We start from the raw sequence: 16,183 nt of genomic DNA, 5'->3' as shown, positions 1-16,183 counted from the left end.
TCGCTCATTCGGAAGAGCGCCACACCGGAGTGAGGAGTTCGACGTTGAACGGCTTGTTGCCCTTGCCGCCGGACACGGCGATCACGGCATGCAGGGCGCTTTGGATCAGCTCGCGACGCTGCCGGAGCGTCTTCGAGTAGAAGGTACGGGCGATGTCGGGGCCGATGGCCTGGGCCGCTGCCTTCTTCGCCAGGTGCTCGGCCTGCTCGGCCTGGAGCTTCTTGATCCGCTCCTCGATGGCGGGGAGGTTGCGGAAGAACGTCTCGTCGTTGATCCGGCCCTCCTGCCAGTGCCGTTCCAGCTCCTTGCGGCTCTGGGTCGCCGTGGTGAGGGCTTCCTCGTTCTCCCAGTCGGGGATGGCCTCGGCGCGGGTTGCGGCCTGGGCCTCCAGCTTGGCTATGACGAGATCCTGAACGTGGCGGTCGGTCTTGTCGCCGCGCTTGGAGGTCCCCCAGCAGCCGCCATTGGGGGTCTTCTTGCAGACGTAGACGTGCTCGTAGGTGAGCCAACTGTTGGCCTTCGTGCCGACCATCTTGTTGTTGCAGATGGAACCGTCCGGCAGGGTGTTGCCGCACCGGAGGATGCCGGTCAGCAGGTACTTGTGGACGAGCTTGCCGCGCGGGATTCCGGCCTCTGGGTGGCGGCTGCGGAGCGTGGCGGTCACCGCGAACCACTCCTCCGGGGTGATGATCGGCTCCCACTCGCCGATCACGGGTTCGTCGTCGCCGTCGCGGACGATCTCGCCCTTGATCGCGCGGTAGCCGCAGAGCCGGGGGTTGGTGAGGAGCTGCTTGGCGGTCTGGTGCTGGAAGTAGTTCCCCCGGCTGGTGCGGAACTCGGCGTCCTGCCACTGCCGGATGATCTCGAAAATGGACGCTCCGGCGATGATGTCCCTGACCGCCTTCCGGACGGCTTCGGCCTCCCGGGGGCGCAGGGTGATCTTGTCGTCCTCCCAGCCGAACGGACGCCAGGCGGAGACCGACTTGCCGCGCAGGGCGCGGTTGCGGTGGCTGTTGCGGGCGCGGCGCTGCTTCTTGCGGGTCTCGGCGAGTGACATGGCGACGCCGAGCAGACCCTTGATCTCGAACCCCTCCGCGTAGAGGTCCTGGAGGCCGTTGGAGTCGTGGTAGACGCGGCCCTCCTGGGAGGTGAACGCGCGGAGGTAGCGTTCCCAGTCTCCGGGGCGGCGGTAGAGGCGGTCGTCGTTGACGGCCATCACGCCGTGGATCGGGTAGCCCTCGGGGGTGTGGCCGGCGGCCAGGTCCCTCAGAAGCTGCTCGAAGTCCTCCCGGATGACCTCTTCCTTGCTGGCGCTCTTGTCGTTGTCGGTGTAGCGGTAGACGACCAGCCAGCCGAAGCGGCGCGCGGTGTCGGCCATCTCCCGGTGCTGGTCCTCCACGCCGTGGGCGTCCTTGGCCCGGCCGTCGAACGAGATGCGGGCGTAGCAGACGACGCACTTCAGCTTGGGGTCGGCGGCAAGCATGGCCTGTACGTCCTCGACGGACGCTAACCCCTCCGGCGTCCCGCGCAGCTTGCTGACGGTCTCCTCACGCGATGCCATCTGGTCCCCTCCTGGTATCCGCGCTGGTGAGAGCCAGTCTAGGGCTATGGCGCCTTAGTTCATGTTCTGCTCGATGAAGATCTCCCGCTCCATCAGCGAGCAGTTCGCTCCCGAGGGTTCCGGCTCACTCACCGAGGAGGAGATCGAACAGGGCATGCTCGACAAGTCCAGGGAGTTCGCCGACTCCGGCAACCGCCTCTACCTCCCGCTCGCCGACTGACCCCGGCCCCCGCGCGGGCTGCCGCACCCCCTTCCTCGCGGCAGCCCGCGCGGCGTTCCCGGCGGCGCCGGCCGCTGGGTACGGTCTCCTTGGAGTCCATCACGCCACGCGCCGCTGTCCGCCTCGGCGGCGTGCGGTGGTTCGCACGGTGGCCGGCGTGACGGCCCGGTCGTCCGGGTGTTCACCGTGCACCTTGAGCACATCGTTCGCCGCTCTCTCGGGGCCCATGGTCAGCCGGGGGGAAGGCGGTAGACGGAGATGTGGGAGCGGGACTCGGCGGTGAATTCTGATTGCTGCCAGTCGGCGTGCCGGGATTCCAGGGCGAAGCCGGCCAGTTGGCCCATGAGGTCGAGTTCGGCGGGCCAGATGTAGCGGTGCGGGCTGCGGAAGAGCCGGGCCCGGCGGTCGTCACCGAACCGGAAGTGGTGGGAGACCAGGTGCTGGCGCAGCGGGTCGTAGGTGTCCAGGCCGATATAGCCGGGCTCGGTGCGGAAGATCAGGCCCTGCTGCCCCGGAGGAATCCGGCGCAGGTCGGGGACGCCCAGCTCGATCAGGAACCGTCCGCCGGGGGCGAGGTGGCGGGCGGCGTTGCGGAAGCACTCGACCTGCTCGGCCTGGGTGAGCAGGTTGGAGAGGGTGTTGTAGACCAGGTAGACGAGGCGGAACGTCCCCGGTGCGCGGGCGGTGGCCATGTCGCCGAGGACGACCGGGACCGTCGCCTCGTCCGCCTTGGTGCGGAGCCGGGCGATCATCGGCGGTGACAGTTCGATGCCGGTGACCGGCACTCCGCGCCCCGCGAGCGGGACGGCCACCCGCCCGGTACCGATGGCGAACTCCAGCGCCGGTCCGCCTTCGGCGAGCGCGGCGAGGCGGTCCACCGTCGGCTCCAGCACCTCCGGCGCGAACATGCCGGTGCCCGGTGTGTCATAGCTTTCGGCGGCTTCGGTGTCCCAGATGTCCTCCTGGCGCATTCCCCGACCTTCTCCCAGACGGACGCGGATGTCGAAGGATATTCGCGCCCGGCAGGAGGCGGACCGGGAGGAGGGGGAGCCGTCGCCGGTCCGGTCAACTTCCTTGGGCGGCGGACGTGAAGGAGCAGACGCGAAGGAGGGGGTGATACTACGGTCGGGAGCCATGACTGTGGATCCGATGCGGCCTTCGTCCATGCCGGACCGGCAGCCGTCCCGGCGCGGTGCCGGTCCGTTGATCGCCGCCGCCGCGGGCGGGCTGGTGCTGGGCGCCGCCGGAGTCGGCGTCGCGTGGGCACTCGGCGACTCCGGCGGCGGCCCCCTGGACGCGGGCGGGGGCGCCGAGGCCGACGCGCGTGACGCCTGCGAGGTGCTGGCCCGTTTTGACGAGGAGCGCTTCTTCGACGAGGACGACGCCGGCCGGATCGCCTCCTATCGCTTCGGCCTGGTCGTCGGGCTCGCCGAGGCCGCGGCCGTCGGTGACGCCGAGTACGAACCGCTCGCCGAGGCCATGCGGACCGCCCAGGCCGGCATCGCCAATGCGGGCGACCTCGACGGCGAGGCCGGTCAGGCCCTCGCCGACGCCCGGGAGTTCTGCGACGGCAGGTGAGGCGGCCCGCCGGACGCGGAGGCGTGAGGGTGCGTACCGCGGCACGCGGTGGCCTTCGGCCGCCGGGACGCAGGGCGGCGCCGGCGCGGTCGGGCTCCTCCGCGTGGGGGCAGGGGTGCGTGGGGGCAGGCTGGCGAGTGGGGCGATTCTTTACTGGTCAGCGGGGGCGCGGGCAACTGCCGCCGGGTACAACCGAGATCATGCGTACGATGCTGATCGTTCTCGGGGCGGGACTCGCCGCCCTGATCGCGCTCTATCACGCCCGCCGCAGCTTCCGGTACAGCCGGGACATTCTGGAGCGGGTGCGGAAGCTGCAGGACGACAACCGGCGCAGCTCCGAGCGGGTGATGGATCTGATGGACCGGATCCGTGATGTCTCGGACCGGGCGCGGGAACTGATGGACCGTTCGGCGAGCCTGGCGGACCGGCTGCGGGATGTCCTGGTCCGGACCGAGGACCTGCCGGCCGGTGCCGTGCCGCCCGCCGGCGTCATGACGGTGGCCGAGCGCGGCGCGGCGCGGAGCTGGGACGCTCTGGTGACGCTGCGCTATGTGGAGGCCATCAAGCTGCTGGGCTCCGCCAACCGGACCGAACGGCTGGGCGGGATCTATGCCCTGGAGCGCATCATGCGGGAGTCCGAGGAGGACCATGCCGCGGTGGTGCAGGTGCTGGCCGCGCATGTGCGGCACGAGGCACCGGCGCCCGGCCCGGAGGAGGCCGTGGACATGGCGCATGAGCATGTGCAGGCGGCGCTGACCGTCATCGGCCGGCGGCCGGGCCGCGAGGAGCGGTTCAGCATCGATCTGGCCCGGACCGATCTGCGCGGGGCCTTTCTGGTGGACGCCCGGCTGGACGGCGCGCTGCTGGACAGCGCCCGGCTGGAGCGGGCCAATATGGTCGGCGCCCGGCTGGGCCGCGCGTTTCTGGTGGGTGCCGCGCTGGACGGGGCCTTTCTGGTGGACGCCCGGCTGGAGGGTGCGCATCTGGTGGGGGCGCGGCTGGAGCGGGCGCATCTGGTCGGTGCCCGGCTGGACCGGGCCGTGCTGGCCGGGGCGTTTCTGGAACGGGCCCTGCTGGCGGGCGCCCGGCTGAACGGCGCGCATCTGGAGGGTGCCGATCTGCGCAATGCCGATCTGGATGGTGCGGATCTCTCCCAGGCGGTCGGGCTGCGGGCCGAGCAACTGGCCGCGGCGGTGCTGCTGCCGTCCACCCGGCTGCCCGACGAACTGGCCGGTGACGAACGGGTCATGGCGCGGGTGGCGGAGTGCGGGCGGCTCCGCGGCATGATGACGCCGCTGGTGGACGGCCGGGCGGTGGCGGCCTTGGAGTGAGCCGTGGCGCAACGGGCGGGCGGGGCGCGGTGGGTGGGGTGGCTGACGGTGTCCCCTTGTATCGTGGGCATGGCAACCATGGGCGGAAGAATCGCTTGAGCCAGGGGGATGGATGTACGGGGAGCAGGGCTGGCAGGCGCAGCCGCCGGGACCGGTGGGACCGGGCGGACCGGGCGGACCGATGCAGCCGGGGCCGGGAATGGGGCCGCCGGGCGGTGGCGGGAAGACGCATGTGGTCTGGACGGCCCTGCTGGCCGGGGTGTTCGCGGTGCTGCTGGTCGTCTCGCTGGTCGCCGACATGCCCAGCAAGTCCTTCGAGGAACTGGCCGGCGACGTGCCGGGGCTGTCCGGGGACGATCTGACCCTGGACGGGCTGGAGGACGGCGGCGATCTCGGCGGCGCGGACGGGCTGGACGGCCTCGACGGGCTGGACGACCTGGAGGATCTGGAGGGCCTGGAGGACTCCGGCGGCGCGGGGGACATCGGCGGCTCCGGCGGCGGCGACGCGGGCGGTTCGGGCTCGGACGCGTCCGGCGGTTCCGGCGGCGGCGACAGCGGCGGCGTCGAGCCCGCGCCGGATCCGGTCGGCGACGCCTTCCGGGATGTGCAGCAGGGCGACTGCCTCCAGGTGTGGGACACCGGAGGGGAGTGGAGCGCCAACCAGCCGTACGAGGTGAACTGCTCCAGCAGCGACGCGGTGATGTGGGTGTCGGCCGTCTCGGACAGCGCTCTGGACTGCCCGACCGGGGCCGGCCAGTGGTACTGGGAGTACACCCACACCGACTACAGCCGCACCGTGATCTGCATGACCCGGCAGTTCCAGGAGGGCTACTGCTTCATGGCGAAGCAGGAGGGCAGCGGCTCGAACGCCAAGATAGTGGACGGCAATCTGATGAGCCTGATCGACTGCGACTCCGCCACGGTGCCGTCGCCGTACAACCAGATCCTGCACATCACGGGCGTGTACTCCGCGCCGGCCAGCCCGGACAGCACCGACTGCGCCCGGGTGCAGGGAGATCAGACGTACTACTGGTACTGGGTGGTCGACGACGGCGACACCCTGCTGTGCACCATGGTGTACGGAAGCTGAGGCCGGCCGCCCGGGGCTCAGGCGGTGGCGCGGGTGGTACGGGCGGCGACCAGCAGGCCGGTGGACCAGTCCAGCAGAGTGATCCGCAGGCCGGGCAGGGAACGCATCCGGGCCAGGAAGCCGTCCACCATGGCCTGCCGTCCGGGCTCGTCGGCGGGGACGTCCAGGTCGTCGCCGACATAGAGGCCCCCGGGCTCCAGCAGCGCCAGCACCTCGTCCAGCCGCTCGAACTTGCCGACCGGGCAGTCCGCGAAGATCAGCGAGAAGCCCGGGCCCCGGTAGCCGTCCAGCCAGGCGGCGGCGTCCGCGTGCACGAACTCGGCGCGGGGGTCGTCCCCCAGATGGCGCACGGCGATCTCCCGGTGCGCCGCGTCGGCCTCCACGGTGGTCAGCCGGGCGTCCTGGTCCATGCCAGCCAGCAGCCAGGAGGCGCCCGCGCCCAGGCCGGTGCCGAGCTCCAGCATCCGGCCGCCGGGCTTGGCCGCGGCCAGGGTGGCCAGCAGCGAACCGGTGGGCCGGTCGCTGGAGAAGGGGAAACCGAGCCGTTCGGCCTCGGCCGCGATCACCCGCAGCATGGCCGGGTCTTGATGGGTGTCGGTATGCACGAGGGACGACGTTAGCCGTATCCCGTGCTCCGCGGGCACCGATTTTCGGACAGTGGCCGGGCCGGGAGCGCCGGGCGATCATGGGAGGTGCGGCGGCGGTGCGCCGTCGGAGCAGGAGCCGGCCGAGGGACAGGGCCGGGGGACAGGGAGACGCAGCGATGATCGTGGCTTTTTCGGTGACCCCGATCGGTACGGGCGAGGATGTCGGCGCGGAGGTCGCCGAGGCGGTGCGGGTGGTCCGGGAGAGCGGTCTGCCGCACCGGACCGACGCCATGTTCACCAGCCTGGAAGGCGAGTGGGACGAGGTGATGGACGTGGTCCGGCGCGCGGTGGAGGCGGTCCGGGCCCGCGGCGCGGCCCGGGTGAGCCTGGTCCTCAAGGCGGACCTCCGCGAGGGCGTCACCGACGGGCTGACCGCCAAGGTGGAGTCGGTGGAGCGTCACCTGGCGGGCTGAGCCGGCCGCGGCGGCCCGGGGTCAGTGGCCGCGTTCTGCACCGCCGTTGACCTGGAGGACCTGGGAGGTGATGTGGTCGGCGGCCGGGGACGACAGCCAGTGCAGGGTCTCGGCCACATCGCCCGGTGTGCCGGCCCGGCCGTTCAGCGTCTCGGCCACCCGTGCCCGCCGCCGCTCCTCGGTCATCCGGCCGGCGAAGAACTCCGTGTCGTCGATCAGGCCCGGTGCCACCACATTGACCGTGATCCCGCGCGGGCCGAGCCGCCGCGCCAGATCGTGCGCATAGGGGTGCAGCGCCGCCTTGCTCGCCCCGTAGGAGCCGGAGCCGGAGCCGCGGTAGGCCGCGATGGAGCTGAGGAACAGCACCCGGCCGCCGGGGGAGGCCAGCCGCTCGTGCAGCGCCTCGGTGAGCAGCACCGCGGTGAGCGTGTTGAGCCGGAAGTTGACCGTCCAGTCGTGGGCGGTCCGGGCCAGCGGATCGGCCCGCACCTGCTCCTCGGGCGGCGGCTCCAGCAGGCCGTTGCCGCCCGCGTTGTTGATCAGCACATCCACCGTGCCGAACTCGCGGGCCACGAAGTCCGCCACCGCCCGGGCCCCGGAGGGCTCGGTGAGGTCCGCCGGGCAGGCCACCGCGCCGTCGATGCCGGCCGCCGCCCGCCGCAGCACCTCGGCCCGGCGTCCCACCAGAACCGTGCGGTCCCCGGTGCGGGCGAAGGAGCGCGCCGCGGCCAGCCCGATGCCCGTTCCGCCGCCACTGATCACCACTGTGCGTTCAGCCATGACGCGACCGTAGGGCGTGCCGAGCGGATCTGTCACCGGATAATTCCCCGTCATAGCGGGACCTCCCAGCTCAGCGTGGTGCCGCTGCCGCCGGGGCCGGGCCCGAAGGACACCCCGCCGCCCAGGCTCCGGGCGCGCTGCGCCAGATTGCGCAGGCCGCTGCGCCGGCCGCCGTGCTCCGGCAGGCCGATGCCGTCGTCGGCGACGGTGAGCCGGACGGAGTCCCGGCCGTCCGGCAGGGTGCCGGAGGCGTCCACCGTGACCTCGACCCGGCCGGCGTGGGCGTGCCGGGCGGCATTGGACAGGCCCTCGCGCAGCGCGGCGATCAGATTCTTGGCCACCCCTTCCCCGACCCGGGCGTCCACCGGGCCCTGGAACGCCACCGAGGGCTGGAAGCCCAGGGTGCGGGCCGCCGTGCCGGTCTCCCGCAGCACCCGGGTGCGCAGGCCCGCCGGGGCCTCCTCCGGGCCCTGCTGGAGGGCGAAGATGGCGGTGCGGATCTCCTGGATGGTGGCGTCGAGTTCATTGACCGCCTTGCCGATGCGGCTGCTGACATCGGGGGAGCCGGCGGCGCGCTGGGCGGTCTCCAGCAGCATGCCGGTGGCGAACAGCCGCTGGATGACGAGATCGTGCAGATCGCGGGCGATCCGGTCGCGGTCCTCGTAGACGGCGAGCTGCTCGCGGTCGCGCTGCGCCGCGGAGAGCACCAGGGCCAGCGCGGCCTGCTGGGCGAACTGGGTGGCCATGGCCCGCTCGGCGAAGGTGAACTGTTCACCGCCCGGGCCGCGGGGCACCGCGAGCGCGCCGATCACCTTGCCGTCGCTGGCCAGCGGCAGCAGCATGCTGGGGCCGTAGCGGTGGGCCACGGCACGCGGCAGATCGGAGTCGGCGGCGGAGTCCTCGATGAAGACCGGCTCCCCGGCCAGCAACTGGCGCACCGTCTCCGAACCGGCGGGCACCACCGTGCCGATCAGGCCGCTGGGGTCACCGGCGCAGGCGGCGACGATCTCCAGGCCGCCGTCCTCGGCCGGGGTCATGACGAAGGCGGCGTCGGCGTCGGCCAGCCGCATGGCCTGCTCGGCGACCACGGCCAGGGCGTTGTCGCTGTCGTCGGAGAGCAGCGAGGTGGACAGCTCGGCGCTGCCGTCCATCCAGCGGGCGCGCTGGCGCACCGCCTCGTAGAGCCGGGCGTTGCCGATGGCGATGCCCGCCTCGGTGGCCAGGATCTGGGTGAGCTGAAGGTCCTCGGGGGTGAACGCGGCCGGGTGCGGCTGGGCCAGATACAGGGCGCCGAAGCCGACGCCGTGCACCCGGATGGGGCTGCCCAGCAGGGAGCGTATGGCCGGGCCGGCGGTGGGAAAGCCGGTGAACCGGGGATCCTGGGTGAGGTCGTCCAGCAGCAGCGGACGGGGACGCTCCACCATCCGGCGGACCAGCCGGTCGGTGCCGGGGATCTCCTCGATCCGTTTGCGCAGCTCGGGCTCGATGCCCCGGGTGACGAACCGGCCCAGGCCGCCCTCCTCGTCCAGCACCCCGACGGCGGCGTAGCGGGCACCGGTCAGCTCGCCGGCCGCGGTGAGCACGCGGTCCAGCAGCGTCTGCATCTCGACGTCGCCACCGATGGCGACCATCGCCTCCAGCAGCCTGGGCAACCGTTCGGAGAGCGACGGCCGCGGCGGGGGACCCCCGTCCGCGGGGAGCACCTGTGCCATGCCAGCGAGCCTAATGAGTCCCGATTGGCAACGAAAGTCAGGCTTTGGCCCCCTTCCCCGGGCTGTCCGGGCTGTCCGGGCGAACCAGGGGCATGGCCATGGCCCTGGGCGGCAGCCGCCCGGCGCGGCCGGGGCGGGTCAGCGGGCGGCCGGGGCGAGGCCGGGGTCGGGGGCGGGCGGGACGGTGTGCCTGTGCAGCAGCCGGCGGAAGGGGCCCTCGGCGGCGGCCAGCTCCGGATAGCCGCCGCGCTGCACCACGCGGCCCTCCTGGAGCACCAGCACCTCGTCCACCGCCTCCAGCCCGGCCAGCCGGTGGGTGATCAGCACGGTGGTGCGGCCCTCGGTCGCGGCCAGCAGATCGGCGGTGAGCGCGTGTGCGGTCGGCGGGTCCAGATGCTCGGCCGGCTCGTCCAGCACCAGCACCGGGAAGTCGGCCAGCAGCGCGCGGGCCAGGGCCAGCCGCTGCCGCTGCCCGCCGGAGAGCCGGGCGCCGTGCTCCCCCACCGGGGTGTCCAGCCCTTCGGGCAGGGAGTCCACCCACTCCAGCAGCCGGGCCCGGGCGAGCGCCGCCCGCAGCCCGGCCTCGTCCGCCTCCGGACGGGCCAGCCGCAGATTCTCCCGGAGGGTGGAGTCGAACAGGTGGGCGTCCTGTGCGCACAGCCCCACGCCGCGGCGCACGGCCTCCCCCGCCAGGGCGCCGGCCGGGACACCGCCGAGGGTGTAGACCCCGGACTCGGCGTCCAGGAAGCGCAGCAGGCAGTGGGCGAGAGTGGTCTTGCCCGAGCCGGACGGGCCCACCACCGCGATCCGGCGGCCCGGTATCAGCTCCAGATCCACGCCCCGCAGGGCGGGCGCCGACTGCCCCGGATGGCGTGCGGTCAGGCCCCGGACGACGAGCGGGAAGGGGGAGTCCGGCGCCGGCGCCGGCACGGTCGGCTCACGCACCGGCTCGGGAGCGTCCAGCACCTGCCGCACCCGCTGGGCGGCCCGGCGGGCCCGCTGCCGGTACTGCACGGCCGACGGCAGCCCGGTCACCGCCTCGAAGGCGGCGAGCGGCACCAGGATCACCGTGGCCAGCCAGACCCCGGAAAGGCGCCCGTCGGCCACCGCCTGCACGCCCGCCCAGCCCGCTCCGGCCACGGTCAGGCCGGTGGCCAGCGCGGTCAGCCCGCCCGCCAGCGCGGTGACGGCGGCGGAGCGGCCGGCGAGCCCGGTCAGCTCCTCGTCCGCCGCGCGGACCGCGGCCATCCGGGCGGGCAGCGCACCGGCGACGGTCAGCTCGCCCGTTCCGGTGAGCAGATCGACCGTGCGGGTGGTGAGCACGCCGCGGGCCGGTGCCAGCCGCCGCTCGGTGCGGCGGGCCAGGGCGGCCGTCAGCGCGGGCACCGCCACCCCGGCGGTGAGCAGCCCGGCCGCCAGCACCGCCCCGGCTGCGGGCAGCAGCAGGCCGGTGAACACCACCGCGGCGAGCGAGACCACGGCCGCGGCGGCGGCCGGCAGCAGCCAGCGCAGGAAGTAGTCCTGGAGAGCGTCGATGTCGCCGACCAGCCGGGCCAGCAGATCGCCCCGGCGGGTACGGCCGAGCCCGGCGGGCGCCAGCTTCTCCAGCCGCCGGAAGGCGCCGACCCGCAGCGCGGCGAGAATGCGCAGCACCGCGTCATGGCCGAGCAGCCGCTCGCAGTAGCGGAACACGGCCCGGCCGATGCCGAAGGCGCGGGTCGCCGTCACCGCGACCATCAGATGGAGGAGGGGCGGCTGCTCCGCGGCGCGGGAGATCAGCCAGCCGGAGGTGGCCATCAGGCCGACGGCGGAGCCCAGGGCGAGGGCGCCGAGCCCGGTGGCGGCGGCCAGCCGGCCGCCCCGCGGGCGCCCGGCGGCCCGTACGAACCCGAACGGCCCGCGGGCGCCTGCCGCCGGGGAGCCGCCGCCGGCGGCGCCTTGCGCGGAGCCGTCCGCGCCGTCCGCGCCGTCCGCGCCGTCCGGGTCGTCCGGGTCGTCCGGGTCGCTCCGGCCGAGCATCCATTCCCCGGGCTCCGCGATCGGGCCGTTCCGCTCCGGCGGACCGGCCGGCCGCTGGAGACCGGTGCCGGCGGCGTGCGCCGCCGGAGCGCCGGCCGGGTCGAGGCGGACAGTGCGGCTGGTGAGCGGGAGCAGCGCGGGGCGGTGGGTGACCAGCAGGACCGTCCGGCCGGCGGCCAGCCGGCGCAGCGCCCCGGCGACCTCCGCCTCGGTCTCGCCGTCCAGCGCGGCGGTGGGCTCGTCCAGCAGCACCACCGGGCGGTCGGCCAGAAAGGCCCGGGCCAGGGCGACCCGGCGGCGCTGGCCGGCCGAGAGGCCGGCCCCGCCCTCGCCGAGCATCCGCTCCGGATCCAGACCGGCCGCCGCCGCGTCCCGCAGGGCACGGGCGACGGCGGCGTCATCGGCCTGTGGCCGGGCCAGCCGGACATTGGCGGCGATCGTGCCGGCGAACAGCTGCGGATGCTGCGGTACCCAGGCGATCTGGCGGTGCCAGCTGGCCAGGTCCAGGGCGGACAGCTCCCGGCCGCCGATCAGCACCCGGCCGGTGGTGGGGCGGGTGAAGCCGAGCAGCACGGAGAGCAGGGTCGTCTTGCCCGCGCCGGACGGCCCGGTGACCGCGATCGTCTCGCCGGGCGAGACGGTCAGGGAAAGGGCCGGCAGTGAATCGGTCTCCCGGCCGGGGTGGCGCACGGAGACATCCTGAAGGACCAGCGGCGCGTGCCGGGCGTCCGGCGCCGGAAGCCTCCCGGCCGGGCCCGGATCGCTTTCCAGTACGGCGAAGACCTCGTCCGCCGCGGAGAGCCCCTCGGCCGCGGCATGGTACTGGGCGCCGACCTGTCGCAGCGGCAGATAGGCCTCCGGCGCCAGGATCAGCACCACCAGCCCGGTATGCAGATCCAGCTCGCCGTGCACCAGCCGCATGCCGATGGAGACGGCGACCAGCGCCACCGAGATGGTGGCCAGCAGCTCCAGCGCGAAGGACGACAGAAAGGCGATGCGCAGGGTGCGCAGCGTGGCGCGCCGGTATTCACCGGTGATGGTGCCGATCTTGTCGGCCTGGGCCTTGGCCCGGCCGAAGACCTTGAGCGTGGTCAGCCCCGTGACCACGTCCAGGAAATGCCCGGAGAGCCGGGACAACTGGCGCCACTGCCGGTCCGTATGGGCCTGGGTGGCCCAGCCGATCAGCACCATGAACAGCGGGATCAGCGGCAGCGTCAGGGCGATGGTGGCGGCCGAGAGCCAGTCCTCGGTGAGGATCTGCGCCAGCACGGCGACCGGAACCACCGCCGCCAGCCCGAGCTGCGGCAGATAGCGGGCGAAGTAGCCGTCCAGGGCGTCGATGCCCCGGGTGGCCAGGGCGGCCAGCTCGCCGGTGCGCTGCCGGCCCAGCCAGGACGGGCCGAGGCGGGCGGCGGCATGGTCCAGCAGCCGCAGCCGCAGTTCGGACTTGACGGCGGCGCTCGCCCGTTGCGCGGCCAGTTCGGTCAGCCAGGCCACCACGGCCCGGCCGGCGGCGGTGGCCGCCAGCCAGGCCAGCGGCCCGCCCAGCTCGCCGGCGGCCAGGCCGCGCTGGAAGGCGCCGGTCACCAGATCGGCGATCAGCACGGCCTGGGCGATCACCAGCAGCGCGCCCGCCAGGCCCAGCGCCACCGAGGCGGCGAGAAAACCCCGGGTGGCGCGGGCGTGGCGCAGCAGACGCGGATCGACCGGCTTCATGGTGGCCATTCCATCAGGGAGGTCTGACAATCGGTGAGGGAGTGACTGCGCACGGTTGCCGCCCGTTGTCACTCAGGGGGCGGGGGCGGGCGCCGGCGGGGTGCTGGACTCCGGCGGCTCCGGCGGCTCTGCCGGCGCCGGTGCGCCGGTCTCTGCCCGGGCGGGCGGCGCGGGCGGCGGGGCCGCCGGCTCCCCGGCGATGTGCTGCACGCCGATCCGCCGGCGGAAGACCCAGTAGGTCCAGCCCTGGTAGAGCAGCACCACCGGGGTGGCGACGGCGGCCACCCAGGTCATGATGCCCAGCGTGTAGTCGGTGGCCGCGGCGTTCTCCACGGTCAGGCTCCACTCCTCGTTCAGCGAGGACGGCATGACATCCGGGAAGAGGGCCAGGAACAGCATGGCCACCGCGGCCACGATGGTGATCCCGGAGAGCGCGAACGCCCAGCCCTCCCGGCCCAGTCCGGCCGCCCGCACCGCGGCGAGCAGCGCCACCGCCGCCACCGCCAGCGCGGCCAGGCTCCGGCCGTCGCCCGTCATCGACTGCGTCCAGAGCAGGAAGACCACCGCCGGAGCGGCCGTCACCAGGCCCAGCACGGTGGCCAGCCGCCGCGCCCGCTCGCGGATCTCCCCCACCGTCTTGAGCGCGACGAACACCGCGCCGTGGAAGGTGAACAGCGTCAGGGTGACCGCGCCGCCGAGCAGCGCGTGCGGGCCGAGCAGGTCGGGGAGACTGCCGCTGAACTCCTTGTCCGCGCCGATCGGCACCCCGCGCACCACATTGGCGAAGACCAGGCCCCACAGGAAGGCGGGCAGCAGCGAGGTCCAGAAGATCGCGTGCTCCCAGTTGCGCTGCCATCTCTCCTCCGGCCGCTTGGCCCGGTACTCGAAGGCCACGCCGCGCACGATCAGGCAGACCAGGATGAGCAGCAGCGGGAGGTAGAAGCCGGAGAACAGCGTGGCGTACCACTCGGGGAAGGCGGCGAAGGTGGCGCCGCCGGCGGTGAGCAGCCAGACCTCGTTGCCGTCCCACACCGGGCCGATGGTGTTGATCAGCACCCGCTTCTCGCGCCGGTCCCGGGCCAGGCCCCGGGTGAGGATGCCGACGCCGAAGTCGAAGCCCTCCAGGAAGAAGTAGCCGGTCCACAGAACGGCGATGAGGACGAACCAGACTGTGTGCAGTTCCATCGCGTGAGGTCCCTCGTTTCTCGTTCCGGTCCGGTCTCAGTACGAGAAGGCCATCGGGCGGTCGGGGTCCCGCAGGTCCCCGCCGATCCGGGTGGGCGGATTGCGGTCGGCGTCGGTGAGCTCGGGCGGTCCGGCCTTGGCGTACTTGACCAGCAGGCGGACCTCGATCACCGCCAGCGCGGCGTAGAGCAGGGTGTAGACGCTCATGGAGAGGATCACCTCGCCCTGCGAGACCCCGGGGGAGACCCCGGCCGAGGTGGGCAGCACCCCGTAGACCGCCCAGGGCTGGCGGCCCGTCTCGGTGAAGATCCAGCCCCAGGCGTTGGCGATCAGCGGGAACAGCATGGTGAGCACGGCCAGCTTCCACCACCACCCGGACAGCCTCTCGCCCAGTTCGCGGTCGCGGGTGAGCACCAGGCGGGGCCGCTCGTCGGGGGCGGTGCGCAGCTCCTCGGCCAGCCACAGCCTGCGGCGGGTGAGCCACAGCCCGGCCGCGCCGAGTGCCGCGGAGGTCATGCCGAAGCCGATCATCCAGCGGAAGGACCAGTAGGCGAGGGGGATGTTGGGCCGGTAGTCGCCGGGGCCGAACTGTTCCTGGAGCGCCTCGTTGGTGTCGTTGATGCCCGGCACTTCCTCGCTGAAGTTGTCATGGGCGAGGAAGGAGAGCAGGCCGGGGACCTCGATGGCGACATCGTTGTGGCCCTCGTCCACATCTCCGATGGCGAAGAGGGAGAACGGGGCCGGTCCCTCGGTCTCCCACAGGGCCTCGGCGGCGGCCATCTTCATCGGCTGCTGGTCGTACATGATCTTGGCCAGCCGGTCGCCGCTGACCGCGGTGAGCAGGCCGGCCACCACCATGGTGACCAGGCCGAGCCGCAGCGAGACGCGCATCACCGGGATGTGCCGGCGGCGGGCGAGATGCCAGGCGGCGATGCCGACCATGAAGGCGCCGCCGGTGAGGAAGGCCGCGGTGATGGTGTGGGCGAACTGGGCGACCGCGGTGTTCTGGGTGAGGACGTGGAGGAAGTCGGTGAGCTCGGCCCGCCCGCTCTCCTCGTTGATGGTGTAGCCGACCGGGTGCTGCATCCAGGAGTTGGCGGCCAGGATGAAGTACGCGGAGAGCACCGTGCCGATCGAGACCATCCAGATGGTGGCCAGATGGATTCTGGGCGGCAGCTTGTCCCAGCCGAAGATCCACAGCCCGATGAAGGTGGACTCGAAGAAGAAGGCGATCAGCGCCTCGAAGGCCAGCGGCGCGCCGAAGACATCACCGACGAACCGGGAGTAGTCGGACCAGTTCATGCCGAACTGGAACTCCTGGAGGATGCCGGTGACCACGCCCATGGCGATGTTGATCAGAAAGAGCTTTCCCCAGAACTTGGTGGCCCGCAGATACGTTTCCTTGCGGGTGCGCACCCAGGCCGTCTGCAGACCGGCGACCAGCGCGGCCAGCGAGATCGTCAGCGGGACGAAGAGGAAGTGGTAGACGGTGGTGATGCCGAACTGCCATCGCGCGAGAGTCTCGTCGGCCAGTGCGAGGTCGATCAGTTGCACTGCGGTCTCCTTCACAGCGTGCGCCGCGGCAGGCGGCGCGCCCGTTGACGACCGGGGTGGCGGCCACTGGGGCGGTTACCGGCAATTGTCGGGGCGCATGGGGCGCCGGAGGACAAATCTTCCGAGTTTGTGAACGTATTCACATTCACAAGTAGGATAGCCCCTCGGTTGCGCCGGGCCGCGGCGGGGTCCGGTACGGAGCCTGCGGCGCCTGCCGACGGGCGCCCGCCGGCAACCGCGGAAGGAGAAGAAGACACCGGGAAGACGCAGGGAAGGCACGGGGAAGACGCAGGTCGGGAGGGCATGTGCGGGACCGTACGGTCGGGCGGGTGTGCCCGCGCAGGGCCGAGCAGCCCTCACCAGGGGGCCACCCGGCC

At 72.9% G+C, this 16,183-nt stretch carries 13 protein-coding genes; 5 read left to right on the top strand and 8 right to left on the bottom strand.

What is annotated here, in order from left to right:
- Positions 1–4: 4 nt before the first annotated feature.
- Positions 5–1,561 (bottom strand): recombinase family protein, encoded by a 1,557-nt coding sequence (locus BM242_RS19575; protein ID WP_245834285.1) that lies wholly within the window; start codon positions 1,559–1,561, stop codon positions 5–7.
- Between the two features lie 73 nt (positions 1,562–1,634).
- Between BM242_RS19575 and BM242_RS29555 the strand changes: the two genes are divergently transcribed.
- On the top strand, positions 1,635–1,781 hold the full coding sequence (locus BM242_RS29555) for a hypothetical protein (RefSeq protein WP_175541490.1): 147 nt from the start codon (positions 1,635–1,637) through the stop codon (positions 1,779–1,781).
- Between the two features lie 230 nt (positions 1,782–2,011).
- Here BM242_RS29555 and BM242_RS19570 read toward each other — a convergent pair whose 3' ends face one another.
- A complete protein-coding gene (locus BM242_RS19570) occupies positions 2,012–2,752 on the bottom strand; it encodes a class I SAM-dependent methyltransferase (protein ID WP_093840171.1) in 741 nt (246 codons plus the stop codon).
- A gap of 163 nt (positions 2,753–2,915) precedes the next feature.
- Between BM242_RS19570 and BM242_RS19565 the strand changes: the two genes are divergently transcribed.
- From BM242_RS19565 to BM242_RS29550, 3 genes are all read left to right on the top strand, one after another.
- Positions 2,916–3,359: a hypothetical protein gene (locus BM242_RS19565; RefSeq protein WP_139238376.1), complete on the top strand. Its 444-nt coding sequence runs from the start codon at positions 2,916–2,918 to the stop codon at positions 3,357–3,359.
- Positions 3,360–3,559: 200 nt separating this feature from the next.
- A complete protein-coding gene (locus BM242_RS30895) occupies positions 3,560–4,690 on the top strand; it encodes a pentapeptide repeat-containing protein (protein ID WP_093840169.1) in 1,131 nt (376 codons plus the stop codon).
- Positions 4,691–4,802: 112 nt separating this feature from the next.
- Complete coding sequence (locus tag BM242_RS29550) at positions 4,803–5,780, top strand: LppU/SCO3897 family protein (RefSeq protein ID WP_175541495.1); 978 nt, start codon at positions 4,803–4,805, stop codon at positions 5,778–5,780.
- Between the two features lie 17 nt (positions 5,781–5,797).
- Here the strand turns inward: BM242_RS29550 and BM242_RS19550 are convergent, their stop codons facing one another.
- Positions 5,798–6,385, bottom strand: coding sequence for an O-methyltransferase (locus BM242_RS19550; protein WP_245834284.1), 588 nt, complete (start codon positions 6,383–6,385; stop codon positions 5,798–5,800).
- A 158-nt stretch (positions 6,386–6,543) separates the two neighbouring features.
- On the opposite strand from BM242_RS19550, the gene BM242_RS19545 reads away from it, so the two are divergent.
- Positions 6,544–6,840, top strand: coding sequence for an MTH1187 family thiamine-binding protein (locus BM242_RS19545; protein ID WP_093840167.1), 297 nt, complete (start codon positions 6,544–6,546; stop codon positions 6,838–6,840).
- 21 nt (positions 6,841–6,861) lie between these two features.
- Here the strand turns inward: BM242_RS19545 and BM242_RS19540 are convergent, their stop codons facing one another.
- The 5 genes from BM242_RS19540 to BM242_RS19520 all read right to left on the bottom strand — a co-directional run bounded on the left by BM242_RS19540 (position 6,862) and on the right by BM242_RS19520 (position 15,797).
- A complete protein-coding gene (locus tag BM242_RS19540; RefSeq protein WP_093840166.1) occupies positions 6,862–7,620 on the bottom strand; it encodes an SDR family NAD(P)-dependent oxidoreductase in 759 nt (252 codons plus the stop codon).
- 50 nt (positions 7,621–7,670) lie between these two features.
- Complete coding sequence (locus BM242_RS19535; protein WP_093840165.1) at positions 7,671–9,332, bottom strand: sensor histidine kinase; 1,662 nt, start codon at positions 9,330–9,332, stop codon at positions 7,671–7,673.
- Between the two features lie 138 nt (positions 9,333–9,470).
- A complete protein-coding gene (gene cydD, locus BM242_RS19530) occupies positions 9,471–13,067 on the bottom strand; it encodes a thiol reductant ABC exporter subunit CydD (RefSeq protein ID WP_093840278.1) in 3,597 nt (1,198 codons plus the stop codon).
- A gap of 72 nt (positions 13,068–13,139) precedes the next feature.
- Positions 13,140–14,252, bottom strand: coding sequence for a cytochrome d ubiquinol oxidase subunit II (gene cydB / locus BM242_RS19525; protein WP_093840164.1), 1,113 nt, complete (start codon positions 14,250–14,252; stop codon positions 13,140–13,142).
- A gap of 36 nt (positions 14,253–14,288) precedes the next feature.
- Positions 14,289–15,797, bottom strand: a complete 1,509-nt coding sequence (locus tag BM242_RS19520) for a cytochrome ubiquinol oxidase subunit I (RefSeq protein ID WP_093840277.1) — start codon at positions 15,795–15,797, stop codon at positions 14,289–14,291.
- Positions 15,798–16,183 lie beyond the last annotated feature (386 nt).

The organism is Streptomyces aidingensis (assembly GCF_900112355.1).
GTDB classification, from domain to species: domain Bacteria; phylum Actinomycetota; class Actinomycetes; order Streptomycetales; family Streptomycetaceae; genus Streptomyces; species Streptomyces aidingensis.
Note: the sequence above shows the minus strand (reverse complement) of the source record. Positions and strands in the feature narration are given on the sequence as shown.

What these genes read in the sequence shown, in the direction of transcription:
- BM242_RS19575 (WP_245834285.1), bottom strand. Translation starts at nt 1,561, where the DNA reads ATGGCATCGCGTGAGGAGACCGTCAGCAAGCTGCGCGGGACGCCGGAG.
- BM242_RS29555 (WP_175541490.1), top strand. Translation starts at nt 1,635, where the DNA reads ATGAAGATCTCCCGCTCCATCAGCGAGCAGTTCGCTCCCGAGGGTTCC.
- BM242_RS19570 (WP_093840171.1), bottom strand. Translation starts at nt 2,752, where the DNA reads ATGCGCCAGGAGGACATCTGGGACACCGAAGCCGCCGAAAGCTATGAC.
- BM242_RS19565 (WP_139238376.1), top strand. Translation starts at nt 2,916, where the DNA reads ATGACTGTGGATCCGATGCGGCCTTCGTCCATGCCGGACCGGCAGCCG.
- BM242_RS30895 (WP_093840169.1), top strand. Translation starts at nt 3,560, where the DNA reads ATGCGTACGATGCTGATCGTTCTCGGGGCGGGACTCGCCGCCCTGATC.
- BM242_RS29550 (WP_175541495.1), top strand. Translation starts at nt 4,803, where the DNA reads ATGTACGGGGAGCAGGGCTGGCAGGCGCAGCCGCCGGGACCGGTGGGA.
- BM242_RS19545 (WP_093840167.1), top strand. Translation starts at nt 6,544, where the DNA reads ATGATCGTGGCTTTTTCGGTGACCCCGATCGGTACGGGCGAGGATGTC.
- BM242_RS19540 (WP_093840166.1), bottom strand. Translation starts at nt 7,620, where the DNA reads ATGGCTGAACGCACAGTGGTGATCAGTGGCGGCGGAACGGGCATCGGG.
- BM242_RS19535 (WP_093840165.1), bottom strand. Translation starts at nt 9,332, where the DNA reads ATGGCACAGGTGCTCCCCGCGGACGGGGGTCCCCCGCCGCGGCCGTCG.
- cydD (WP_093840278.1), bottom strand. Translation starts at nt 13,067, where the DNA reads ATGAAGCCGGTCGATCCGCGTCTGCTGCGCCACGCCCGCGCCACCCGG.
- cydB (WP_093840164.1), bottom strand. Translation starts at nt 14,252, where the DNA reads ATGGAACTGCACACAGTCTGGTTCGTCCTCATCGCCGTTCTGTGGACC.